General features: G+C 68.7%; 21 protein-coding genes. 6 read left to right on the top strand and 15 right to left on the bottom strand.

Annotated elements, in window-relative coordinates:
* Positions 1-771: 771 nt before the first annotated feature.
* From ACH34W_RS51670 to ACH34W_RS51660, 3 genes are read right to left on the bottom strand one after another with little or no spacing between them, the layout of a single operon-like run.
* On the bottom strand, positions 772-1,890 hold the full coding sequence (locus tag ACH34W_RS51670) for a response regulator transcription factor (protein ID WP_395968653.1): 1,119 nt from the start codon (positions 1,888-1,890) through the stop codon (positions 772-774).
* A 35-nt stretch (positions 1,891-1,925) separates the two neighbouring features.
* On the bottom strand, positions 1,926-2,273 hold the full coding sequence (locus tag ACH34W_RS51665) for a hypothetical protein (protein ID WP_395968652.1): 348 nt from the start codon (positions 2,271-2,273) through the stop codon (positions 1,926-1,928).
* The gene (locus tag ACH34W_RS51660; RefSeq protein ID WP_395968651.1) at positions 2,255-3,022 is read right to left on the bottom strand and encodes an ABC transporter ATP-binding protein; all 768 of its coding nucleotides are present in this window, start codon (positions 3,020-3,022) and stop codon (positions 2,255-2,257) included. The genes ACH34W_RS51665 and ACH34W_RS51660 overlap by 19 nt, the downstream gene beginning before the upstream one ends.
* A 792-nt stretch (positions 3,023-3,814) precedes the next feature.
* Here ACH34W_RS51660 and ACH34W_RS51655 point away from each other — a divergent pair.
* Complete coding sequence (locus tag ACH34W_RS51655; protein WP_395968650.1) at positions 3,815-5,029, top strand: tannase/feruloyl esterase family alpha/beta hydrolase; 1,215 nt, start codon at positions 3,815-3,817, stop codon at positions 5,027-5,029.
* 693 nt (positions 5,030-5,722) lie between these two features.
* On the opposite strand, the gene ACH34W_RS51650 is transcribed toward ACH34W_RS51655, so the two are convergent.
* Entirely contained in the window at positions 5,723-6,712 is a 990-nt protein-coding gene (locus ACH34W_RS51650) for a helix-turn-helix transcriptional regulator (protein ID WP_395968649.1), read from the bottom strand.
* Positions 6,713-6,825: 113 nt separating this feature from the next.
* On the opposite strand from ACH34W_RS51650, the gene ACH34W_RS51645 reads away from it, so the two are divergent.
* Complete coding sequence (locus ACH34W_RS51645; protein ID WP_395968648.1) at positions 6,826-7,341, top strand: VOC family protein; 516 nt, start codon at positions 6,826-6,828, stop codon at positions 7,339-7,341.
* 423 nt (positions 7,342-7,764) lie between these two features.
* On the opposite strand, the gene pafA is transcribed toward ACH34W_RS51645, so the two are convergent.
* The 3 genes from pafA to ACH34W_RS51630 form a co-directional block, all read right to left on the bottom strand.
* On the bottom strand, positions 7,765-9,123 hold the full coding sequence (pafA, locus tag ACH34W_RS51640; protein WP_395968647.1) for a Pup--protein ligase: 1,359 nt from the start codon (positions 9,121-9,123) through the stop codon (positions 7,765-7,767).
* Positions 9,124-9,329: 206 nt separating this feature from the next.
* Positions 9,330-10,382 (bottom strand): hypothetical protein, encoded by a 1,053-nt coding sequence (locus ACH34W_RS51635; RefSeq protein ID WP_395968646.1) that lies wholly within the window; start codon positions 10,380-10,382, stop codon positions 9,330-9,332.
* A complete protein-coding gene (locus ACH34W_RS51630; RefSeq protein WP_395968645.1) occupies positions 10,379-10,894 on the bottom strand; it encodes a SigE family RNA polymerase sigma factor in 516 nt (171 codons plus the stop codon). Before ACH34W_RS51630 ends, ACH34W_RS51635 begins: the two co-directional genes overlap by 4 nt.
* Before the next feature lie 314 nt (positions 10,895-11,208).
* On the opposite strand from ACH34W_RS51630, the gene ACH34W_RS51625 reads away from it, so the two are divergent.
* Both ACH34W_RS51625 and ACH34W_RS51620 read left to right on the top strand, forming a co-directional pair.
* Positions 11,209-11,907 carry a peptidoglycan-binding protein gene (locus ACH34W_RS51625; protein WP_395968644.1) on the top strand — a complete coding sequence of 233 codons (699 nt, stop codon included), beginning with the start codon at positions 11,209-11,211 and terminating at the stop codon, positions 11,905-11,907.
* A gap of 391 nt (positions 11,908-12,298) precedes the next feature.
* A complete protein-coding gene (locus ACH34W_RS51620) occupies positions 12,299-12,766 on the top strand; it encodes a DUF6069 family protein (RefSeq protein ID WP_395968643.1) in 468 nt (155 codons plus the stop codon).
* 545 nt (positions 12,767-13,311) lie between these two features.
* Here the strand turns inward: ACH34W_RS51620 and ACH34W_RS51615 are convergent.
* Both ACH34W_RS51615 and ACH34W_RS51610 read right to left on the bottom strand, forming a co-directional pair.
* Complete coding sequence (locus ACH34W_RS51615; protein ID WP_395968642.1) at positions 13,312-13,518, bottom strand: hypothetical protein; 207 nt, start codon at positions 13,516-13,518, stop codon at positions 13,312-13,314.
* A gap of 107 nt (positions 13,519-13,625) precedes the next feature.
* Positions 13,626-14,417, bottom strand: coding sequence for a hypothetical protein (locus tag ACH34W_RS51610; protein WP_395968641.1), 792 nt, complete (start codon positions 14,415-14,417; stop codon positions 13,626-13,628).
* Positions 14,418-14,456: 39 nt separating this feature from the next.
* Here ACH34W_RS51610 and ACH34W_RS51605 point away from each other — a divergent pair, with 39 nt between their 5' ends.
* Both ACH34W_RS51605 and ACH34W_RS51600 read left to right on the top strand, forming a co-directional pair.
* Positions 14,457-14,768 carry a hypothetical protein gene (locus tag ACH34W_RS51605; RefSeq protein WP_395968640.1) on the top strand — a complete coding sequence of 104 codons (312 nt, stop codon included), beginning with the start codon at positions 14,457-14,459 and terminating at the stop codon, positions 14,766-14,768.
* A gap of 123 nt (positions 14,769-14,891) precedes the next feature.
* The gene (locus ACH34W_RS51600) at positions 14,892-16,805 is read left to right on the top strand and encodes a S8 family peptidase (RefSeq protein ID WP_395968639.1); all 1,914 of its coding nucleotides are present in this window, start codon (positions 14,892-14,894) and stop codon (positions 16,803-16,805) included.
* Between the two features lie 310 nt (positions 16,806-17,115).
* Here ACH34W_RS51600 and ACH34W_RS51595 read toward each other — a convergent pair whose 3' ends face one another.
* From ACH34W_RS51595 to ACH34W_RS51570, 6 genes are all read right to left on the bottom strand, one after another.
* Positions 17,116-17,499, bottom strand: a complete 384-nt coding sequence (locus ACH34W_RS51595; protein WP_395968638.1) for a peptidase inhibitor family I36 protein — start codon at positions 17,497-17,499, stop codon at positions 17,116-17,118.
* Positions 17,500-17,619: 120 nt separating this feature from the next.
* Positions 17,620-20,577 carry a BTAD domain-containing putative transcriptional regulator gene (locus ACH34W_RS51590; RefSeq protein WP_395968637.1) on the bottom strand — a complete coding sequence of 986 codons (2,958 nt, stop codon included), beginning with the start codon at positions 20,575-20,577 and terminating at the stop codon, positions 17,620-17,622.
* Between the two features lie 750 nt (positions 20,578-21,327).
* Positions 21,328-21,906: a dihydrofolate reductase family protein gene (locus tag ACH34W_RS51585; protein WP_395968636.1), complete on the bottom strand. Its 579-nt coding sequence runs from the start codon at positions 21,904-21,906 to the stop codon at positions 21,328-21,330.
* An 81-nt stretch (positions 21,907-21,987) separates the two neighbouring features.
* Positions 21,988-23,235, bottom strand: a complete 1,248-nt coding sequence (locus ACH34W_RS51580) for an RNA polymerase sigma factor (protein WP_395968635.1) — start codon at positions 23,233-23,235, stop codon at positions 21,988-21,990.
* Positions 23,232-23,564, bottom strand: coding sequence for a YciI family protein (locus ACH34W_RS51575; RefSeq protein ID WP_395968681.1), 333 nt, complete (start codon positions 23,562-23,564; stop codon positions 23,232-23,234). Before ACH34W_RS51575 ends, ACH34W_RS51580 begins: the two co-directional genes overlap by 4 nt.
* Positions 23,565-23,670: 106 nt before the next feature.
* Positions 23,671-24,276: a TetR/AcrR family transcriptional regulator gene (locus ACH34W_RS51570; protein ID WP_395968634.1), complete on the bottom strand. Its 606-nt coding sequence runs from the start codon at positions 24,274-24,276 to the stop codon at positions 23,671-23,673.
* Positions 24,277-24,324: the final 48 nt, after the last annotated feature.

Below are 24,324 nucleotides of genomic sequence, written 5' to 3'. Positions count from 1 at the left end.
ACCCACCGGTGCCGGGCACATTCGCGCCGGACACGTCAGCCGACGTGAACGGCTCGTCCATGCCCAACCCGGTCGATCTGTCGGCCCGCAACTGACCAGCCGCCGTTGTACGTCACCGACGCTGACCGGCGCGGCCTGGAAGTACCGGCCACCGGCCAGGTGTCGCGCAGCGAACGATTGGCCGACACGTTGTACGAGGCGGAAGCGGGAGCGCGCTGGGCCGACTTGCTGGCCCGGCATCCCCGCACCGGTCTCTGGCCGCTCCTGCTGGGAGCGGTCAACAGCGACGCCCCGTTGCGGCCGTGGCCAGGATCCCGAAGCTGCACCTGGCCGAGACCCGCCCGTTCCGCTCAGGCATCGCCCTCCTGCGCTACCGCCCGGCACCTCCTTGAGCTAAGGCAAACACCATCCCGCCCAAAGGCAGCAAGCCGGTCGGAACTTGGCCTGTAGATACGGCGGCTACCACCAGCCGTCATCTGTACATTCACGCCGCTAGATGCCCCGCCGGTCGTGGAACCTCAGGTAGATCCATGCGGAGAGCGCAGTGGGCGGCGGTGGTTGCTTCAGGATGGCGAGGTGAAGTTGTCAGCGTCCGCACCACCTGCGGGCAGATCCCGCGTCGCGTCGAGTACGAGCTCACCCCCTCTCGGTGAGGGCTGCGCGAGGTCCTGGAGGCCCTGGGGGCCTGGGGGCCTGGCGGTGCCGGATCCCGGGGGCCAACGTCACCGTCTGACGTACGCACCCTCCCCGCGCTGGGGCCCGCGTTATGGGCTACCCAGTTTCGGGGGGTGCGGAGGCGGAGTACGGCTTTTCCGGGTGGGAGGGTTCTTCGAACCATTTCACCGCTAGCAGTGCCAAGCGGGTGCGGTTGTCGCGCTCGAATCGGCGCATGAGGCGAGAGACGTACTGTTTGATCGTGGCTTCGCTGAGGTAGAGGCTGCGGCCAATCTCGGCGTTGGTAGCGCCGGTGGCGACAAGCCGTAGGATCTCGCGTTCGCGGTCAGACAGCTCGGACAGTCCGGGCGGTTGGGGTGGCTCTGCTGCTGTGGCGCGGGAAGGTTCACCTCTCCTTTCCGGCCCGCCGCGGCCGGCCAGGGCCTGCGGGACCTCGTCGGCGGTCAAGGCGCCCGCCAGCGGCGATGGAAGGTGCGGTGGGAGCGTGCCATCGGCGCGGCCGGCCAGCGCGTTTTGCGCGACTTGTGTGAGGTCGGCGGCCGCCCGCTGAACCGCTCGGTCGGTGCTGACCGCATGCAGCTCGTCGCAGCGCAGGCTCACGATCGCCAGCGCACGTCGGCACGCCAGCAAGGTCCCGGACACCGGGTCCTGGAGCGGCGCGGCTTGCTGGGGCGCTGCGGTTGGCTGGGGTGGCGCGGCCGGAACGCGGCGGACCCGATCCTGGCGGGCGTCACGCAGGTGAAGCAGGGCGGCGAGGAGCGCACCTGCCAGGAACGGCACGCTCGCGGCGAGCAGCGCCGGCGTCCACGGCACCCCTCCCATGACGGTCGCTGCGGCCTGGGCAGCGGCGGCGCACAGCAGAACGGTCGAGCCGGCGATCGCGCCTACGAGGCCGCGGGCCAGGGTGAACAGGTTGAGCGCTCCCCAGGTCAGGGCGAACGGCATCCAGGCCATGGCGCCGCTGCCTGCCAGTTCGGCCAGCCGCGTGTCCAGGGCGATCGGGGCGATGGTGACCACGGCGATCACGACCGCCCACAGCACCGGGTGCCGCATCGCCTGCGGCGCGATGGCCGAGGCGGCCCACTGCGCAGCCAGCGTGGCCAGCAGGGCGGGGGCGGCCTCGGGCATGGCGACCAGCCCCAGGACGGCGCCGATGAGCGCCGCCGCACCGAGCGCGAGGGCCACCTGCACGGGACCCAGCCCGATGCCCTTCATACCTCTCCTCACCAACACTCGCTCGCCGACGTGACTCAATGCAGAGCCGCAGCCGCCAGGTCCTGGCGCACGGCTTTGACCATCTTCCTGTACCGGGAGGCGAGCCGGAGGTAGACGTGGGGGCCGCCGGCGTTGAGGTAGGCGGCTCCGATCGTCTCCTGCCGCAGAACCAGCCGCTGCTTGCCGGTATCGACGGTGATGGCCACACGAAGGCGTTGCGAGACGCCGACACCAAGGTTGCCGATCGGCTTCCCGCCCTCGCTGGCGGTCGCGGTGTCCGGGCCGGACCGCTCCCACAGGTAGTCACGGCTTTCGAAGGTTTCGCGGACGGTGTCCATCACCTGCGCCGCGGTGGCGCCGGCGCTCAGCTGAATACGTGCCATGGTGTTGTGTCCTTCCTTCCAGCCCGGTTGCGTTTCTTCAGGCCGATGGGGTTCAGCGGATGTCCATGCGCGGCAGCCGCAGGGTCGCGATCGTGCACGACGCGAGGAGCCAGGTGATCACGCACGCCAGGGCCAGTGGCCAGGGCAGCTAGCCGTGGGATCCCGGCGCCGCCACCCCCGCCAAGCTCTCCACCGCGGCCCCGGAGAGCCAGCGCGGAATGTTCGCCGAGTAACACTGGCCTCAAGTGGCGAGCCCATCGCACGCCGTCGGGGTCGAGCCCGTTGACCGGCTCGTCGAGAATCAGCGCTGCGGGGTCGCCCAGCAGTGCGGCGGCGATCCCCAGACGCTGGCGCATCCCCAGCGACAGAGCTGCGATGCGCCGCGTGGCCACCGGGGCAAGGCCGACCTGCTCAAGCACGTCATCGGCGCGCGTGTCAGGGATGCGGCCCGCAGCGGCCAGCCACCGCAGATGCGCTCGGGCGGTCATGCCCGCCGGCGCGCCACCGGCCTCCAGCACGGCCCCGACCACACGTTGCGGAGCCGCGTGCTCGCGCAGCGGGCGACCGTCGATCGTGGCACTGCCGGACGTTGCCCGCTCCAACCCCAGCACGATCCGCATGGTCGTGGTCTTGCCCGCCCCGTTCGGCCCCAGGAAGCCCGTCACCTGCCCGGCAGGTGCGGTGAACGACAGGTCATCAACTGCAGTGATCCCGCGGTAGCGCTTGTGGAGTCCTTTGGTCTCGATCACACCCTCGAGCCAAGCTTGACCAGGGGCATCACCGCCATCCGTCGTTCGTCGGCCAGCGGATCACCAAAGTCGATCGAGCACCAGCGATGCAGTGCGCGGCTGGGAGGAACTGTGCCGACTCGCGTTGGCCAATACACGCCGCTGCCTTGAGACGCTCCGCTCCGACCCACGTTCCCGTAGCAACCATGCTCGACAACACCGGTTCCGCGGAGATCTCGCACCCATAAGCACAACAGCCGAGATTTGGAGCAGTGGGAATACGAGGTCACAAGCGGCGGCCGTGTGCGTTACGTCATCAACGATGCCGACCGCACAGTGTGGACCGTCTACGCATCTCCCCGCCACCCCAAGGACACCGACCGTTGATAGGTGTCGGCGACACCGGCACACGTGACAGCAACAACCGCCACCGATGAAAGCCATCAACACACGTCAATCGCCGCTGGCCTCGGGCAGATACCTCCCACCATGACGGCTGCTGTACCTGAAAAGCGGAGGGTCGGTCGTTCGACCCCGCCCCTGCCCACTTCTCTAAGCAGCGAGAACGCCCCGGAGCATCTAAGCTCCGGGACCTTTTGACGGCGACGTCACCCGTCTCAGGTTCACCAAAGTACGTCTGCGTCTCGGCCTGCGATCATCGCCCGTTCCGGGGGAGCAGCGTGGCCAGCACCGCCTGGTAGTGCCGGAGGTCATGTGCCTTCTGGCCAACAGATCCTGGACAGATGGCACTTATTGGTCACGGTCAGGGGGTTTTAGCTTCCTTGGAGTCACCTCGCACCAGGGGAAGGTCTCATGCGCTCACTGCTCGTTACCGCGTCGCTCGCCGCTGGGCTGTCGATGCCCGCCGCCCCGGCCTCCGCCCAGGATTGCCCCGACGTCCGGGTGCCCGGCGCCCGGTACAGCGTCACCGCCTGCCTGCATGACCTGACCACGGCCGGGACCGTGGTGTCCGGGCATACCGACCCCGCCGACTGGGCCGGCCTGATCGCCCCCGGTACCACCACGCCGTCGGGGGTGCCGGGCGTGCAGGTCGATGGCTACTTCCCCGACACCTCGGCGACCAACACCAACCATGGATGGAAGCACGACGCCCAGTTCGTGCTGCGCCTGCCCAGGCGATGGAACGGCGGCCTGGTCGTCGCCGGGCCGCCCGGGACCCGCGAGCAGTACGCCAACGACCCGATCATCAGCGACCAGGTTCTGGGCAGGGGCTACGCCTACGCCGCCACCGACAAGGGCAACACCGGTCCGAACCTGGCGGGGGACGGTGCCCGCCCCGGTGACGCCATCCTCGAATGGCACCACCGCTTCACCCAACTCACCCGGGCCGCCAAGAAGGCCGTCGCCCGCCACTACGGGCAGCCCCCCGCCCGCACCTACGCCGCGGGCCTGTCGGCAGGTGGCTATCTGGTGCGCTGGCAACTGGAACGTCACCCCTCGCTCTACACCGGCGGCATCGACTGGAATGCCCTGATCTTCACCCCACGCACCAGCCTGCTCACCACGCTGCCGCCCGCGCTCCGCGCCTATCCGCCCTACGCCACAGGCGACACCAGCGCGCATGCCGCCCTCCTCGCCGCAGGCTACCCAGCAGGCTCCGAACCGGCCTGGCCGTTCAGCTTCCAGAACCTGTGGGGACCGCTCCAGCACCAGGTCCGCGCCGAACTCGACCCCTCCTACACCGGCGACGAGGCCACCTACGATCTCACCACGCGTCCGCGCGCGGTCCAGCGCGCCATCGCTCGCGTCTCGCTGACCGGCCGCATCGGCCGTCCCCTCGTCAGCGTCCAGGGCACTCTGGACGCACTGACCCCGCCGTCCCGCTACGCCGCCGCCTACGAGCGGCTCGTCACCGACGCCGGCCGCTCGGCCCTGCACCGTACGACCCGCGTCCCCGGCGGTCCCCACACCGACGGCCTCATCGCCCTCTCTCCGACAACCTTCCGCCCCATGCTCCCCGCCTTCACCGCCGGCTTCACCCGGCTCGAACGCTGGACGACCCGGTAGAAGCCCGCCACGGCCATGACCTGTGGATGAGTGACTCAGGCGGCGCCAGACTCAGATCGGCGCCGCCTGATTTGCCACAAAGCGAACGGCTCCGACGGTTCCGAGGAGTCACGGCGCCGGCAGTGACAAGCCACCCGCGACAGAGGCGTTGACATGCGCAAACGCTTCGGAGCTTTGACGGATTGCGCACTGGCCGGACGGCGATCAGGGTTCTGCGGTGGCGTACGTGCGGATCGTGAAGACCTCGTAGGGGGCGACGGCGGTGCAGATCGTGGCGAAGGAGCGGAACGAGGCGGGGCAGGCTGAGCTGGACCTCTGGCTCGCGGTTGCCGAGGCCGCCAGCTCGGGCGGTCCGTTTGGAGATCACCGGCTCGCAGATGGGGAACCTGTGGGACGCGTTGTGCCGTGCCCACGATGCACTCGGGTTCCACGACGTCACCGGTGGGATGAGGTGTTCCGGCAGCTCGTGCTGGCGAGGATCATCGAGCCGACCGGCAAGGAGGACAGCGTCCGGGTCCAACTTCCCGGTTGAACGTAGGCGCGGCTCCCCGGTGCCTGCTCGGGAAGCTCGGGAGAACGTCCCCGCCGCAACCAGCGTGCGCGCTGCCAAAGCCGCAGCGCCGCCGGGCGATTGCCGGGCGGCAGGCGGATCGCGTGAGGTCGCTGGAGTCCGCCGGCATGTGGCCAGCTGCCCTACCCGGTCTCCGCGGCGCGGCTGGCGCGACGGGACAGCTCCGCGAACGCCGAACGCAGCTCCGGCGGGGCAACCACCTCGATCTCGGTGCCGAAGCGGGCCAACGCCGCCGCGAGGGCGGCCCAGGACCAGGACCCCGTCGTCAGCCTGGTGCGGGCGGCGCCGAGTTCCTCGACGACACCGTCACCGGCGAACGGCGCCACCTCAGCTGCGGGCAGGCCGAGGATCACCTCGCCGCGGCAGGGCCAGGCGTTGGTGCTCCCGGAGCCCTTAAACCGGGCCGACAGGAAGGCGGCCACGTCGCCACCCGGCACTTCACGGGGAACGAACCGTGGTCCGGTCGGGACACGCGGTGTCATCCGGTCGGCACGGTAAGTCCGCCAGCCGTCGCGGTCAGGGTCCCAGCCGATGACGTACCAGCGCCCGGCCCGCACCACGAGATGGTGCGGCTGCACCCGGCGGGGCGGGCGCGGCTTGGCGTCATCAGGGCGTCCCGGCGAGCGGTAATCGAACCGCAGCTCCTCCCCGGCGTGGACCGCAGCGCTCAGCGTGAGCAGGACATCGGTGTCGACCTGAGGATCGGCGGCGTGCATGGCCGCGCTGACCTCGAGGGCATCGACGCGGTGCCGCAACCGCGACGGCAACACCTGCCGCACCGTGGCAAGAGCCCGCGCGGCTGCCTCCTCGATGCCCGCGCCCGTCCCGACGGCGATCCGCAGAGCCACGGCCAGCGCGACTGCCTGCTCCTCGTCGAACAGCAGTGGCGGCATCTGACTGCCCGCTTCGAGCCGGTAGCCGCCGTCGGGGCCCTTGACCGCCTGCACTGGGTAACCCAGCTCGCGCAGCCGGTCGACGTCGCGGCGCACTGTCCGCTCGCTGACGCCCAGCCGCTCGGCGAGCAGGCCGCCCGGCCAGTCACGGCGCGCCTGCAGCATGGACAGCAGTGACAGCAGCCGGCTGGAGGTCGTCGTCGAGGAGGCGATCGGCACGTTCTCACCATGCCACGAGTAGCGGACGTTCTCTGACCGGTACTGCCGACATCGTGGTTCTTGTCGCTGGAAGCCTCCGGCACCAGGAACCACTCGTGAAGGACCGGAACACCATGTCGCTTAACGCTGTCGCCCACCTGAACTTCCATGGCCAGGCCCGCGAAGCCCTGGAGTTCTACCAGTTGGTGTTCGGCGGGCAGCTCACCGTCGCCACCTACGCCGACTTCGGGATGCCCGCCGAACTGCCCGGCGCCACGAACGTCGTGTTCGGCCAGGTCGTCGCCGACAACGGCTTCCGGGTCATGGCCTACGACGTGCCCGGTGAGCACCCGCCGGCGGCCCCCGGTGAGCACCCGCTGGCGGCCCCCGGCGAGCACACGCTGGCGGCCCCGGGGGCGCCCAGCACGCGTCGCGAAAACGGCACCACGATCACCAAGGAGCCGTTCTTCCTCTCCGTCCGCGGCGAGAGCATCGACGAGGTCACCCCCGTGTGGGAGGGCCTCGCCAAGGGCGCGACCGTGATCGAGGCGTTCGGCCCCGCCCAGTGGGCGCCCGCCTTCGGGATGCTCGCCGACCGCTTCGGCGTCACCTGGATCGTCGACGTCGCGGCCGAGTACACCCAGGCCTGACCTTCCCCACCACCCACGAGGAGTGCGGCCGGCCCCGGCCGCACTCCTCCACCGCACAGGAAAATCCCCATGCAGACCCGCCCGCTCGGCCGGACCGGCATCCAGGTCAGCGCCTACACCCTGGGCACGATGCTGTTCGGGCCGTACGGCAACCCCGATCCCGACGACTGCGTGCGCATCGTCCGCCGCGCCCTCGACGGAGGCATCAACGTCATCGATGCCTCCGACGTCTGTGGCGGAGACAAGCGGCGACTCAGTTGTCGATGCTCGGTAGCGGGGGCTGCGGGTTTGGTCGCGTCCACCGGAGGCAAGGTGGGTTCGCAGCAGCCCAGCTCTGCGGCCTCGGTCGGGAGCTCGGTCGCCATCCTGTCGTCGTGTGGCGGCTCCGACAGTGTGGCGGCTCCGACACCCGTGCTTCGTGCGTCACATGCTGGCGATGAGCTTGTCGACGCGTTCGTCGACGGATCGGAACGGGTCTTTGCACAGGACGGTGCGCTGGGCCTGGTCGTTGAGCTTGAGGTGGACCCAGTCGACGGTGAAGTCGCGGCGCTTCTCCTGCGCCTTGCGAATGAACTCACCGCGCAGCCGCGCCCGCGTGGTCTGCGGCGGCACCGACTTGGCCTCGAAAATCTCCAGATCCTTGGCCACCCGTTCCACCGAGCCGCGCTTTTCCAGCAGGTAATACAGGCCACGTTCGCGGTGCACATCGTGGTAGGCCAGATCCAGCTGAGCCACCCGCGGCGAGGACAACGGCAGATCGTACTTGCGGCGGTAACGCTCGATCAGCTGATACTTGGTCACCCAGTCGATCTCCCGCGCGACCAGATCCAGGTTGCCGGTCTCCACCGCCCGCAGCGTCCGCTCCCACAGCTCCAGCACCCGCATCGCGACCTCATCGCCACCGCGCCGGTCGACAAAATCCTTGGCCTTGCCGAAATACTCCTTCTGAATCTCCAGCGAGCTGGCCTCACGGCCGTTGGCCAGCCGCACCTTACGGCGACCGGTCATGTCATGACTCACCTCACGGATCGCCCGGATCGGGTTCTCCAGCGTCAGATCGCGCATCACCACCCCGGCCTCGATCATCCGCAACACCAGGTCGGTCGCACCGACCTTCAGCAACATCGTGGTCTCACTCATGTTCGAGTCACCCACGATCACATGCAGCCGGCGAAACCGCTCGGCATCACCGTGCGGCTCATCCCGGGTGTTGATGATCGGCCGGGACCGCGTTGTCGCCGACGACACGCCCTCCCAGATGTGCTCGGCCCGCTGCGACACGCAGTAGACCGCGCCGCGAGGTGTCTGCAGCACCTTGCCCGCCCCACAGATGATCTGCCGGGTCACCAGGTACGGGATCAGCACGTCCGCGAGGCGGCCGAACTCGCCGTGGCGACTGACGCAGTAGTTCTCATGGCAGCCGTAGGAGTTACCGGCCGAGTCGGTGTTGTTTTTGAACAGGTAGATGTCGCCTGCGATGCCCTCCTCGCGGAGCCGCCGCTCAGCGTCGACCAGCAGCCCCTCCAGGATCCGCTCGCCCGCCTTGTCATGCGTCACCAGATCGATGACGCTGTCACATTCAGGCGTGGCGTACTCGGGGTGGCTACCCACATCCAGATACAACCGCGCACCGTTACGAAGGAACACATTGCTGCTACGACCCCACGACACCACCCGCCGGAACAGATAACGGGCCACCTCATCCGGTGACAACCGCCGCTGACCGCGGAAGGTACAGGTGATGCCGTACTCGTTCTCAAGCCCGAAGATGCGCCTGTCCACACTGCGAGCGTATGCGGCCCGACGCCCAGTTGGCAGTCCCTGAAGCCTCTGTTCAACCGGCGTGCACCGGCGGTGAAAGACCGGACGACACTACTCAGCGGCCTGGCCGATCGTGACGGGCGCCGCGAGATCACAGTGTGCTCTGTCCAGGCGTCCTGCCTGTGACGTGCAGCGCCTGCAGTCCGATCCCTTCTCGCGGTCGAAGATCACTCCAGCGGCGTCTTGCTCCAGCGGGCGGGGTCGGCGCCGAGCAGGGTCATCCGCCGGTAAAGCCCGGTAAGCCCGCCCGACGCCCTGAGGCGCTGGACGGTCTCGTCGGCCGCGTCGATCTTGACGTCGAAGCCGTTAGTGCCGAAGACCCACAGATACGAGTAAACGGGCTGACCCTGACCGGGCCGCCGCTCACCCGTGTACGCGGCGTGGCCGTCGACGCGGGCATTGGGCTTGAAGGGCTTCCCGCGCTTGCTGTAACTCGACAGCGGACGGGCCGGGGCCACGGTGATGAGCAGGCCCTGCTCCGAACGGCTTTGGTGGAGCGTGAAGCCAAGATCGAGGCTCAGGCGCGGCTTCTGGGTGAGAGTCACACTGATGAAATCCGCGCGTGGAACACCCTTGATCTTCACCGGCAGCGCGATCGGCTGTGCGGGCAAGACGGCCGATTCGGCGATCCGCCGCATAACGGGCTCCGTGGCGATCTTCCGGTCGTTGACGATCAGGCTGGCCCATTTGCCCTTGCCGTGCTGCCAGACCAGCTCGGCCTCGGCGGAAGTCTGCGTGCCCGGCCGGACCTTCCACCAGGCGGGACGTCCCTTGATCCGCCCGGCGGGCTGTTCCTGGCCTTTGATCACCGTTGCCCCGTCTGGGGAAACGTGCAGGCTGATACCCGCGGGATCGCCCTCGGCGCTGCTGCCGTTCCTGCGCGGCGCGTTCGCCTCCGCGAAGTACCTACTACCGTTCGCGTGCAGGCGGGTCACCTCGTATCCCGTCGGGAGCCAGCCGAAGGCGCCTCGCTGCGTCAGCGACGGAATCCCGGGCTCCGCCGTCGTCACCGGAGGCGGGTCCCCCGACTCGCCGGTCAGCGCGTTCGCCGTGACGGAGACCGCCAAGCCGATCGCCGTGGCGGAGGCGAGCGCCGTCGTCACGCGGCGGGTCCGCAGGACCCTGCGACCACGTGCGGCCGCGGCGGCGACGTCCGGAGGCGGGCCGGGACGGGGCGTCCGCGCGATCTCGTCCAGCCGGCCCTTGAGGTCCTGGTTCATGACTCCCCCTCCCAGACGCCCGCAGGCTCGAAGGCCCGGCGCAGCGCTGCCAGCCCGCGCGCGGTCTGGCTTTTGACGTTGCCGGTGGAGCAGTGCATGACGTCTGCGGTCTGCTCGACCGAGAGGTCGCAATAGAACCGCAGCACCACCGCGGCCCGCTGCCGGGGCGGCAGGGCCGCCAGCGCCGCCCGCAGGTCCAGGCGCGCGTCGTGGTCGGCCGTCAACGCCGACTCCGCCGACTCCGGCGGATCAGGCGCGACCGCCACGCGCTTCCACCAGCCGGTGCGCTGCTCGGAGAGGAAGACGCGGACGAGCACCGTGCGGGCGTAGCCGTCGAGGTTCTCGACCGCCCCGGCCCGCCGCCAGTTGACGTACAGGCGCGTCATGGCGGTCTGGACGAGGTCGTCGGCGCGATGCCAATCCTGGCACAGGAGGTAGGCCACCCGCTGCAGCCAGGGCAACCTGGCCGTCACGTACGCGGTGTACTCCTCGTCGCGGGCCGATGCCCTCATACGCCCGGCCCTCTCGTCGAATGTTCCACACCGTCCTAATGCCGCAGACCGCCCGATCGGTTGCATCAGTACGGAGACGGGCCGCCGGACATTTCACTGATCTTCGGTGCGGGCTCCACATTGCCGCACAGCGTGAGTTTGGCGGTTGCGACACGTTCGAGAGCAGAGGGCCAACATGGCGGCCGACCGGCACCGCGCTGCCGTCTTGGTGTCGGCTTGGTGGTGTCCGTACCGGACCGATACCAACACTGCCTCGGGATCTGGACTCTAACCAGGGACAACAACATCCCAAAAGAGAGCGAGATACCACTTTGGTGCTCAAGCGTTTTGTAGCCACTGGACTCACCGTCTTCGGCCTTGCCGCCGGGGGCGCGGCGCTGGCGGGTTCGGCCTCGGCCGACACCGAGCTGCAGACCACTGCCGCCGCACAGCGGCCTGCGCAGGCCGGCCTTAAGTGGCCCCTGCTGGAGCGTGGGAAGACCGGCAGCAACGTTGTGCTCGTCAAGCAGCTCCTCACCTTCAGGGGAATCAAGGCCGACGTTCGAAGCCCCTACTTCGACGAGGCCACCGTCAAGGCCGTGAAGACGTACCAGGTCAAGTTCGTGGCGGGCAAGAAGGGGAAGAAGGCGGACGGGAGGGTCGATTCGGTCACCTGGATGGACCTGGCCGCCAGGCACCAGGTCAAGCTCGGTGACAAGAACTCGTGCGTGGCGGGCCTCCAGGGCGCCTTGAACGACGACATCATCGCGGGCCATGGCGACGAGAGCCAGTTCATCCCCATCACAGGCAAGTTCGGTCCGCTGACCAAGACGGCCCTGAACAACTTCCAGCGCAGCCACGGCCTGACTCCGGGGAACGTGGTCACCGTGAACACCTGGCACAAGCTGGTCGAAGCGACCAGAGGCATCCAGGTGCCCGCGAACAACGTTCAGATGCCCGCGAACGATGCCCAGACGCCCGCGAACGATGTCCAGGTGACTGGCGACGACGGCTCCGAGTCCATCGGCGAGTAACTCCGCCACACCAGTAGTTCTTTGGTTCCGTCCAGAACCACGCTCTGAAGGTCCGGTCCGGTCCCAAACGCTGCTCACCATGAATCCCAGGTCGGCTCCTGCGCCGACCTGGGATTCGCGTGCTGGGCGCAGGCTCACTGCCCCCGACCTCGGACGAAGCGGCGGTGCACCCCTTACAGGGGTGATGTCGCACCGCACTGCTTTCGGGCCGCCTTGTGCGGGTCTCATTGGCGTGAACGTCCACCACGACAGGAACAGAGCCCAGCCGGATCACCCCGCGATAGCTGAAGCCGACTCCCTACCAAAGTCGAACCGGGGCACTACTGCAGGCGGATCCGCCGCAGCCCCGCGCCCGATGCGGGAAGTGTCACGGCGCCGTGATGCTTCCCGCATGAACCCAACAACGAACGACACGACCACCGGCACCGCCTCCGTGACCGGCCTGCCGGACGGCGCCGCCCTCGGGACGCGGCGGCGCATCGTCCTGCGGCGGGCCTTGGTGGTGGCCGGTGCGACCGCCGCCGCCCTTGCCCTGTGGACGCTCGCCGGTCCCCTCCGGGGAAGCGACCTGGCCGTCCGGTCCGGTGGCATCGACCGTACCGTCGGGCCGGGCGCGGTCGCCGCGGCCGCCCTGCTCGCCGGGCTCGCGTCTTGGGCGCTGCTCGCACTGCTGGAACGCCTGGTGCGGCGGCCGGGACGGGCCTGGACGATCACCGCGACCGTGTTTCTCGCGCTGTCGCTGGCAGGGCCGCTGAGCTCCACCGCCGACGCCACAACGAAGATCGCGCTGGCCGGATTGCACCTGGTCGTCGGCGCCACCCTCATCCCCGGACTCGGACGCTCGGCCCGCCGCCGCTGACCCGCCCCCCGGCACCGCCGGTCTGTGTTCTCCGCAGGTCGTCACTGTCTGTGGTGGTCGCCGGGTGCGTAGCGGCTCCATGGGCGCTGGGTCCTCACCCGTGGCGTCCTGCCCCGCGGCCTCCATGCCATACATCGGTTGCTGGCCATGCCAGACATCGGCTGCTGGCACCGCCCCCTGTGGTTCGCCAGCCTCCTCGCCAAGGCGGCGCTCTGGAGGAGGTCGACCAGCGGGGCAACCGCAGGTTGCCCCGCCTCGCTGGCGCGCGGTGGGTGCCGGAGGTCAGTGGGAGTGGAACACCACGGACACGAGAATGGGGTTCCTGGATCTGCAGATGTTGACGTTGAATGCTCGGCTCGCTGTGGCGGTTTCATGGCCTTCCTTCCTCTTGGCTGTGTCCTCAATGAAGGGAAATCGGCTCGTCTTGTCTAAATGCGCAGCTCCCTCGTACAGGGGAGGGTCTCACGACCGGCGGGCCGCCTACCTGCGTGAACATCACAAATGACGCCTGGTGGTAGCTGCCTACCGAGAGGTCCGCAGTGAGTTCAGCGCAACGGAAGGTTCTTCAGCGGGAACTCACGGCCTTTCGCGGTTCGAGGCTGCGAACGCGATGGGTTCGAAGAAGGTAGCGCGGCCTTTGGTGTTGCCTCTTCGATCTGGGCGTCCAGGATCGTTTGGGCGATGGAGGTGTAGCGGCTGGCGGTGGTGAGGCGGACGCTGGCGGAGATCCCCGATGCGACGGTCACGGCCACGTTCGGCGGGGGGAGTGGTCGCATAGCGGACCCGATCCGCATGCAGCTGAATCCCACATCACGTACCACACAGAGGTCCAGGGCTGGATTGGCGACCGTTGGTGACCTCATCGACGGGCGTTAGGTTTCCGCCACCGCTGGTCACGGTATGTAGCGGGGGCATAACGAGAGCCCGGCAACGATGCCGGGCAAGAGGGGGGAAAATGACGTACGCCACAATCCAGCCTGGGCAGGTCGGCCAGCAGCAGCCCTTCGGGCAGCAGAGCCAGGTCGCTCAGCAGTACCCGCTGCTCCACCAGCTGGTGTCCAACGCGATCCAGCAGGCTCTCGGTCAGCAGCAGCAGCAGTCGTTCGGGCAGCAGGGCCAGCAGGGCCAGATCGGCCAGCAGCAGCCGTTCGGGCAGCAGGGCCAGATCGGGCAGCAGCAGCCGTTCGGGCAGCAGGGCCAGATCGGGCAGCAGCAGCCGTTCGGGCAGCAGAGCCAGGTCGCTCAGCAGTACCCGCTGCTCCACCAGCTGGTGTCCAACGCGGTCCAGCAGGCTCTCGGTCAGCAGCAGGGCCAGCAGCAGGGCCAGCAGCAGCCGTTCGGGCAGCAGCAGCTGGGCCAGCAGCCGTACGGGCAGCAGGGCCAGGTCGGCATGCACCAGCCGTTCGGGCAGCAGGGCCAGATCGGCCAGCAGCAGCCGTTCGGGCAGCAGGGCCAGATCGGCCAGCAGCAGCCGTTCGGGCAGCAGAGCCAGGTCGCTCAGCAGTACCCGCTGCTCCACCAGCTGGTGTCCAACGCGATCCAGCAGGCTCTCGGTCAGCAGCAGGGCCAGCAGCAGGGCCAGCAGCAGCCGTTCGGGCAGCAGCAGCTGGGCCAGCAGCCGTACGGGCAGCAGAGCCAGATCGGCCAGCAACAGCCGATGATGATGGGCGCCTACTGAGAAGAGCAGCCGATGTCCGCAAGCAATGGGAGCGCGGGCCTTGGTGGCCTGCCGGATCTGGCCCAGTCGCCCGTCGGCTTGGCTGGCGGGACCGCTGCCGAGGCACTGCGGATGGAGTGCGCGACGGCACTGCAGCACCTGTACCGATGGCTGCAGGTCGCGGTTCCGCAGCAGTCACAGCTCGCGACGGTGATCCCGCCGCTGGTGCAGGCAGTGCAGCTGTACCGGGCCGGTCAAGATGACGCGTGCGCCGTACAACTGCAGTCGGTGATCGTCCAACTGCATCAGACGCGCGCCTTGCGGCCGACGCTGCCACCGCTCTAGGTGATCGTGAAAGGGCCCGGGCCAGGCGAATGCCCGGACCCGGGCCACCCCGATGGCCGGGGGCAGGCGGGCCTTACCCAGCGCCACTGACGACTTTTAATTGAATTGGAAAAGGCAGGCGACATGCCGAACAACACAGAGTCCAAGAACGCGACGACGTCTCGTCCGCGCGCCCGGAACAAGGTCGCCCCGAAGCGAACCCCCGCCCAACCCGTTGAGCAGCGCCCCAGGCGGTACATGGTGGCTGCGCTGCCACCGGAGCAGCTGGCGGCAGCTGGGATCTCCGCGCATCCGCTCGACATGCAGGCCCTGGAGAAACTGCTCAACGAAGACCCTCGGGTGCGAGTGCACCGCCGAGTGCCGGCCGCCGAACGGGACACGCTCGCGCCGGCGCGGCAGATCCCCTTCCCCGACATCGTGGTCGCGGAGATGACGCTTGAGCACGCGCGCAAGTTGCGCCAGCAGTTCCCGCAACTGCACCTGGAGCGCGACCGCCTCCTCACCTACACCGGGGCGGACCCCTTCCCTCGTGATCCCGCTCATATCGTGCCGATGGGAGGAGGCGCCACCTTTACGTTCCTGGTCCAGGACGCCGACGGTGAGCCGGTGCCAGACGCGGTCGTGTTCGTGACCGGATCCGGGTGGCCGGCCCATGCGGTGACCGGTGCGGACGGGCGGGCGACCGTCGCCCTGGCCAGTGAGACACCGGAGACGATCCGTTCCGTCGTGGTCAACCCGGTGAGCCGCCATTGGACGCGCCGGCTGGAGCGGCCGGCGCTGTCGTCGGCCCACGACAATCTGATCAGATTGGAGAGTCTGGCGGAGTCCTTCCCGGGCTTCCCTGGCCAGCAGGTCTTCGGCTGGGGGCAGCAGGCGATGCACTTGCACCGGCTGCCGCCGACCTTCCGGGGCAGCGGCGTCAAGATCGCGATCATTGACTCGGGGGTGGCCACCGACCATCCCGACCTGGGGGGCGAGGTCACCGGCGGCCTCGATCTGGTCGACCGCGAGGAGCGCGGCTGGTCCGTGGACACCATCTACCACGGTTCGCGGTGCGCCGGTGTCGTCACCGGCTCCGACAACGGCCACGGCGTCATCGGCTGTGCGGTGGACTCCCTGGTCTACGCATGCAAGATCTTTCCTACTGGACGGTTCAGCGATCTCATCGAGGCCCTCGACTACTGCATCGACAACGAGATCGACGTGGCCAATCTCAGTCTTGGCAGCCCCCGGCCCTCCTACCTGGTCGCAGCCAAGATCGACCAGGCCCGCCACGCGGGCGTGGCATGCGTGGCCGGTGCCGGGGATGACGGAGGGCCGGTGGCGTTCCCGGGCAACCTCCCCACGGTGCTGACGGTGGCTGCCATTGGCAAGACCAACACCTTCCCGTCCAACAGTTCGCATGTCGCCGAGATGTCCGCTGCATCGACGGGCGGAGGGTACTTCTCCCCGCGGTTCACCTGCCATGGTCCCGAGGTGGACGTCTGCGCGCCCGGGGTGGCCGTCCTCACGGTGGCGCCGACGGACAGCTATGCGGTCCGGGACGGTTCCTCACTGGCTGCGGCGCATGTCACCGGCCTGGCCGCGCTCGCTCTCGCCCACCATGGCGACTTCGGCAACGGTTTCGGCGGGCGCGACGCGGCGCGGGTGGATCACCTGTTCCGGCTCATCAAGGGCGGTTGCACGCCGCTCGACCTGGGGGATCCGCACCGCACGGGAGCCGGGCTGCCCGATGCGCTGCGCGTCCTGGGACCGGCGCTGGCCGGAATCCCGGCGCTGCCCAGCGAGGTGCTCAACCTCCTGGACCAGCTGACCACCGAGATGATCCAGGCAGGCCTGATGCAGGCTGTCCCCATGCCCACCCCAGAGGCCATGACCCGTGCCCGGCCCGGAGTCCCGCAGGCCGCGCCGGCTGCCGCCGCTGCGGCCCCCACCGAGCGCGCGGCGGTGCCGGGGCAGACCGCGCTGGCCTGGCTGGCTGAAGAGATGCGCATCGCCGGACTGCCCGTCGGAGGCCCCCCGGACCTGCTCGAGTGACCGGCGGATGGTGATGAACAAGTCTGGTTGAGGGGACGGCCGTCGATGGTCGGGTGGACGCCGTCCGACTTGATGACGGCAGGCGCGTTACCGACCCTGGTGCCCCGCCGCCCCGGTTGCCGATGATCCAGCGCTTGGTGATCGGGAAGGTGAAGGGGGCTACCGGAGCGCCTGCGTAGAAGCCGAGCCGGTCCCTTCGCCGTTCCGTGCGGGAAGGGACCGGGCGTTTCTTCGTAAGGCCACTAATCAGCCGTGGCCATGTGCTGGGCAACGAAGTGAGTGCGGGGCGGAGCTCACATACTCAGAAGCCCTATCCGCACGCGTCTTTATTGATCTTGAGGGATGAGCCCCAGTGTCCGACCGGGTAGCTCTCCAGGTCGCCGATACGGCCGCCGGGCCGGATGCAGGTGTGGGAACCGCCGTAGCTGCTGTTGCGATAAATGCGCGCGGTCCGGTCGCTTGAGTTGTTAATCACGGAGTATGTCTGGTCGTTGATGGGCTTGTCCGAAAGCTTTACGTTGCCATCGGAGGCACGCCTCACGTAGGGCGTTCCGCCGTAGTTTTTCTGGGGGTAGATGCATACCATTCCGGATCCGCATTCCACCGCCGCCTGCGCCGTACCGGCCGACCCGACCAGCGCGGCTCCGGTGGCCAGCATAGTGGCGCCCATTGCCACGCCGACTGCTCGCTTCATCGGAATTCTCCTTTGCGACTTTGTTCCTCTCGGAAACCGTGATGCTCACTGTAATGACCGGCGTCATAAATCTGTCATAATCCGGTCATGCCGGGACCGCGAGTGAGGGCGTCGGCCGGTTCAGGTCCGGCGGGCTTCTCCGAGAGCCGTGAGCGCGTGCGCATGCCAGATCGGTGCGTCGATGAGGTCGAAGATCTGGGCGGACCGCGTGAGCTGGGTTATCGCTTCGTCGTGGTTGCGGCGCCGATGGTGGAGACGGCCCAGGGACAGCCGGATACGCGCTTCCAGCCGTCCTTCGCCCACTCGGGCGGTGAGGAGCAGCGCGTGGTGGAACAGTTCCAGGGCCGCCACGCTCGCACCGGTCTGGAGCTTGATCCGTCCCAGCCCATGGCGGGCGTTGGCTTCGCCTCGCGGGTCTCCGATCTGCTCCGCGATGGCGAGCGTCTCCAGGAACATCGCCTCTGCGCGGTCGGCGTCGCCTGAGGCGAGATACGACTCGCCGAGCCAGCAAAGCACTTCGGCGCGCGCGTGTGGGTTGCGTTCGCGGCTCTGGGCGAGTGCCTGTTCCAGGTACGGCCTGGCCTGCTCGGACCTCCCGGCTTCGACCAGTACCTGGCCGATCGAGCGCAGTACGAAGATCTCGGCGCTGTGGTCCCCGACCTTGCGAAGGACGCGCAATGCCTCGTCATGCCGGGCGATGGCTTCGTCGTATCGGCCGCGCATGCCGTCGATGTGGGCGGCCATGGGGAGGGCCAGCGCCAATCCGTGATCGTCACCGAGGTTCCGGAAGAGGGAAAGGGCCTCGCTCAGCATCGTGGCGGCGTGTGTGTACTGGTGCCGGTAGGTGCCCAGCCATCCCAGCCCGGTGAGCATGGAGGCGGTTCCGCGTGGATTGCCTGCCGTGCGCGTGGCGGCCAGGGAACGGGTGAGAACGTCCTCCCAATCGTCGTAGTGCCCTCGGAGCTGGAACAGGGAGACCGCGGTGGCCGCGAGATCCCAGCACAGTTCGCTGAACACCTCGCCGGCCTCGGGAACATCGAGCACCATGTCCGCCGCCTGCCGTACGCCCGCGACGATGTTCAGGCGTTCCGTCTCGTACCAGGCCAGCGGGCCGGCGTCGATGACGTCCCCCAGCTCCTCCACCGCTGACAGCCAGCGCGGTGCGGTGCCGTGCAGGATGGCGAAGTCACCTCCGTGCACGGCCCTGTGCGCGCGTTCCACCAGCGCCATCCAGCCCCCCAGCGCACGGGTGACCGCTGCTACGCGCTCCGAGGAGGACTCCTCCTCGAAGGCGCGTTCCCTGGCGTACAGGCGGACGAGATCATGAAACCGGTAACGCGTCTGCCCGACGGCGTCCTGCCCGGCCGCGTCGATCAACTGGGTATCGATCAACTCGTCGATCAATTCCTCCGCCGCCTGCACGGTCGTGTCCAGCAGTGCCGCGCATACCCAGCCCGTGAGGTCCGGCGCCTGCAGCAGTCCCAGCAGACGGAGCAGCCGTCGTGATCGTGGATCAAGACGCCGATAGCTGAGCGACAGGCTCGCGCGGACCTCCAGGTCGCCGTGGGAGAGCTCGTCCAGCCGCCGTCGTTCGTTCGTCAGGCGGCTGACCATCCGTTCGAGTGTCCAATGTGGCCGGGCGGCCAGCCTCGCGCCCGCGATGCGCAGTGCCAGCGGCAGTCGCCCGCACAGCCGGACCAGGTCATGGGTGATGGCGGCCTCGGCTTTCACCCGGTCTTCCCCGACAGCGCGCGCCAGCATGCCGGCCGCATCCCCGGCTTCCAGCACGTCCAGCTCGACGAGCCGCGCGCCGGACAGGCCCGTGAGCCGGGACCGGCTGGTGATCAGCACGGCGCTGCCCGAGGCTCCTGGGAGCAGCGGCCGGATCTGCGCGTCGTCGACGGCGTTGTCCAGAACCAGGAGCATGCGCCGGTCCGCGAGCTGTTCCCGGAATATCTCCGCCCGCTCTTCGATCGCCGATGGTATGGCGGTGCTCGCGGTGCCCAGCGCCCGCAGGAAACGGACCAGCACTTCGGCGGGGTCGGCGCGGTGATCGCGGAGACCACCGAGATTCACATAGAGCTGACCATCTCTGCACACATCCCGAAGACGGTGGGCGACGTGCACGGCCAGCGCGGTCTTGCCGACCCCGGCCTTTCCGGCGATCGCCACAACTGGCAGGGCATGACCCTCACACTCACGCCGGAACAGCTCCTCCAGTTCTCGCGCTATATCGTCCCGGCCGGTGAAGTCCGACACGTCGGCCGGCAACTGGCAAGGCTGTGGCCGCTCCACCTGCTCATGCCCGCCGGGCGGGTCCAGACTCCGGTCCCCGGCGAGAACGGCCGTCTCAAGCCTCAGCAATTCAGGCCCCGGGTCCAAACCCAGCTCGGCGACGAACCCATGGCGCGCCTGCCGATAGGCCGCCAGCGCGTCGGCCCTGCGGCCGTCCCGGTACAGGGCCAGCATCAGATGCGACCACAACCGCTCCCGCAGCGGATGTTCCCGGGTCAGCGCCGTCAGTTCCCCGATCAGATCGTGGTGCAGGCCCTGCCGCAACTCCAGCTCAAGACATTCCTCCAGTACGGCCATGCGCAGTTCTTCCAGCCGGGCCGCCTCGTTCGATATGGCGTCGGCGTCGAACTCGGCCAGGGCCTTTCCCCGCCACAACGCCAGAGCACCGCGCAGTTTCGCCGTGGCGGATTCCAGACGGCCTTCCTTGGCCGCTTGTCGCCCCTCGGCGACCCGGCTCGTGAAGGCGAGCGCATCGAGTCCATCGCCGTCGGCCCGAAGAACGTATCCACCGGGCTGTGTCTCGATCACTTCCGGGGGGACACCGCCCTCTGTCAGAACATTGCGCAACCGGCCGACGCTGTTCTGTATCTGCCTTCGTGCCGTGGCAGGAGCCCTGGCCCGCCAGGCCATGTCCACCAAAGCCTCGAGAGAGATCAGACGGTTGGCCGACACCAGCAACATCGCCAGCAACTCCCGCTGCCTTCGGCCGTTGACCTGGACAAGCCGCCCTCCGACCGCGACCTCCAACGGTCCTAGCAGCCGGAACTCCGCCGCACCGGACACTTGGTCACCGGCCGTCGACAACGTGAACTGACGCGCACGTGGCCCACCGCTCCCGGCACCACACTCTCAGTGGCAACCCGGGCCGCCCTCCAACCAAGAGTTTCATGACAAGAAAAACGTGATATCGCGGCCAGCAGGTGCCCACATGGCCAGATTCGGTCTCTAGGCATAACGTCGCCGGGTTAGCGATCTTTGTGCGCTGGAAGTGGGCGCGCGACACCGCTCCCTTCAAAACCGCCGGGCTGAAGTCGGCCTGCCTGCCCAGGATGATCTCACCGACGCTGATCCGCGATCTTTACAAGACATGTCAGAATCGTGCCGGCGCGTTCCTGGAGCACGCTGTGCCACACCCTGAGTAGCGTTGCGTCGCTCAGTCCGGACAGCTTTGCTGTGGCAGCGCGCGGTCTGATTCTCGATGAACGTGCTTAACGGAGTAAAAGCCTTTCAATAACGCCGTCTCCTAGCGTCGCTCCTCGACCCTCAATCGACGGGCAGGCTGCTCCGGCGGACAAGGGCGCCTCCGCGCTCGGCAGGGATAGGCGCGTGTTGGTGTCGGCTCCTGGGTCGAGGCGGACGTGGTTGAGGCCCCTGCCACTCAAAGAACGGGGGCCAGGTCTGGCGGTAGGCCTCGATGCCGCGAACGCCCTCGAACGGCGGCGGCACGTCGAACATCACGATGTCCTTGGCGTGGTCGGCGAGCACCCCGTCCACAGGGCGCCGCCCGCACCCGCACCCGCACCCGCACCTCGTTCACCTGGCCGAACCGTAGACGAGGCTCACAAGGCCGTCCGGCAACTGCTCAACCTTCAGGAGCTCCAGTCCGTGCCGTTGCTGCATCCCCGAGAAGAGGGCCTTTCCCTCCCCGGCGATGAGCGGGTAGACGATGAGGCGGAGTTCGTCCACCATCCCGGCGTCGATCAGGCTGGCGGTGATCTGAACGCCGCCCATCAGATAGATGTCCTTGCCGGGCTGCTCCTTGAGCGTGGCGATCTCGTCGAGGCCGCGCAGGAACGAGGTGTTCGGCCACTGCGCCGACTCCATGGTGCTCGACAGCACGTAGTGCGGGGTCCGCGCGGCGAAGCGCGCCCACTCCAGCTCTCCCGGCGTGGGCGGCTGGCCGGTGATCCAGTGATCCCCCTCGGGCTCGTTCTGGATCGCGGTCCAGTACGACTCGTAGCCTCCGTACATCCCCGCGCCGAGCAGGCACGCGTCCACCTGGGCGGTCAGGTCGTAGTCGTCGGACCAGGCCGCCACCCAGTCCGCGTATCCTTCCGGTCCTTCCGTCTTGCCGTCGACGGAGATCTTCATCGCTGCGATGAGCTTGCGCATGTCACGCCTCCTGGCGTTCGTTGGTAGGTCGCCCCACCGACGAACGGGCGCCGGGGAAATCGACAGCCCACCGGAAAGATTTCAGCGGCCCCCGAGTTCGGCCAGCCGGCGGGAGAGGAAACGCCGCTCGCTGTCGGTGGTCGCCAGGTCCAGCGCCTGGCGGTAGGCCGCCGCGGCCTCGTCGGTACGGTCCAGGCGGCGGAGCAGATCGGCCCGGGTGGCCGGCAACAGGTGATAGCCGGTCAGCGCTCCCGATGCCTGCAGCTCGTCGACGAGTTCGAGACCGGCCGCCGGGCCGCGGGCCATGGCGATCGCGACGGCCCGATTGAGCCGTACCACTGGCGAGGGCAGGAGCTCGACCAGGCGCTCGTACAGCTCGGCGATGTGCTCCCAGTCGGTGTCGGCGGCGTCCGCGGCGGTGGCGTGACAGGCGACGATGGCCGCCTGGAGCTGGTACGGCCCTGGCCGCCCGCGCCGGAGCGCCGTCTTCAGCAGCTCGACCCCTTCGGCGATTCCGGCGGTGTCCCAGAGGGTACGGTCCTGCTCCTCCAGGCTGATCAGGTCGCCCGCGTCGTCGAGGCGGGCGCCACGCCGGGCCTCGTGCAGCAGCATCAAGGCCAGAAGCCCCGCGACCTCGCCGTCGTGCGGCAGGAGCCGGACGAGCAGCCGCGCCAGCCGTACGGCCTCGGCGGTCAGCCCCTGCCGCACCAGATCGGCGCCGCAGGTCGCGGCATACCCCTCGTTGAACAGCAGGTAGAGCACACCGAGGACCCCGCTCGTACGTTCCTCGAGCAGGTGGGCCGGCGGGACCCGGTAGGGGATGCCCGCGTTGCGGATCTTGCGTTTGGCCCGGACCAGGCGTTGGGCCATCGTCGGTTCCGGCACCAGGAACGCCCGGGCGATCTCGGACGTGGTCAGACCCGCCAGGGTCCGCAGCGTCAGCGCGACCCTGGCCTCCAAAGCCAGCGCCGGATGACAGCATGTGAAGATCAGCCGCAGCCGGTCGTCGGAGACTCCGCTGACCTCGGCGTCCTCGGTGCCCTGTGCTGCGCCGCGCGAGGTCGCCACCACCTCCCGCAGCTTCGCCGCGCCGACGGCGTCTCGGCGCAGCCGGTCGATGGCGCGGTTGCGCGCCGTGGTGGTGAGCCAGGCGCCCGGCCGGTCCGGGACGCCGTCGCGCGGCCACCGCTCCAGCGCCAGCGCGAAGGCGTCCTGCGCGCACTCCTCGGCAAGGTCCCAGTCGCCGGTGACCCCGATCAGTGTCGCGACGATCTGCCCCCAGTCCTGGTGGAACGCCGTGGTGAGCGCCGCGTCGACCGGTCCGCTCACCCTTCCCAGACCGGCCTGATCTCGATCACGCCGTGCGCGGCGAACGGGTGCCGGGCGGCGACCTCGATCGCCTGGTGGAGATCGGCGCACTCGATGAGCGCGAAGCCGCCGATCTGCTCCTTGGTCTCCATGTACGGCCCGTCGCTGATCAGCACTTCACCGTCCCGGGCCCGTACGCTTGTGGCATCGCCGCTCGGCCGCAGGCGCTCGCCGCCCAGCAGCTTCACCCCGCTGCTCTGCAGGTAGTCGATCCAGGCGACGTGGTCGGGGCGGCGCATGATCTCCCGCGGACCCTGCGGATCGGACTCGTCGTCGCAGATGACCAGCATGTACTTCACCGGACTGGCCCCCTTCCCCTTGCGTCACCCGTTGCGTGACCCGGCTAGCTTTCCCAAGGTACTGATCCTGGGCAGAGGCCGGCTTTGCGGGGCGGCGTTACTGCGACTGGTCTGCGTTCTCATGGACGACCCTGGCCGTGCCGGAGATGACGCGCATCACCTCCTCCAGGGGGCGAGGGGTGTCGTGACCGGTGAGGGCGTCATACGTCTCGAAGCTGGTGAGCTGCCAGATGACGTTCACCACCTCGGCGTCAGGCGTCGGCGTGAGCCGGCGGAGCAGCTCGGTGAGGGCGGTCCGGCGCATCTCGTCGCGTTCGCGTAGCAGGCGGTCCAGATCGGGGTCGAGGACGGCCATGCCTCGGAGCCGCCGGATGACGAGCCGGTCGGACGCCCAGAAGCCGCAGAAGGTCTCGGTGAACGCCGACAGGGCGGCGGACGCGTCGGGTGCGGTGAAGGCGCGGTCCAGTCCCATGCCCGCACGGCCGGCAAGCGAGTCGAACAGGGCTTCCAGCAATCCGGACTTGGATCCGAAGGCGTTGTAGACCGACTGCCGGGACACGTCGGCGGCCTTGGCCACCGCGTCCACGGAGATCTGCGGCGCCGAGGCTCCCGCCAGGAGGCCGCGCGCGGCGGCCAGCATGCGGCGGCGCGTCTCCTCCGCGGCCGCCTGACGCTTGGTCGACTCATACCTGCGAGGGCTCACCCTTGACCGTCCCTAAATTTGGATTTACTGTCTGTCCAACGAATTCTA

The organism is Actinomadura sp. 6N118 (genome assembly GCF_044326415.1).
Lineage (GTDB): Bacteria > Actinomycetota > Actinomycetes > Streptosporangiales > Streptosporangiaceae > Spirillospora.
The sequence above is the reverse complement of the archived record's forward strand: the minus strand, read 5'-3'. Positions and strand labels throughout refer to the sequence as shown.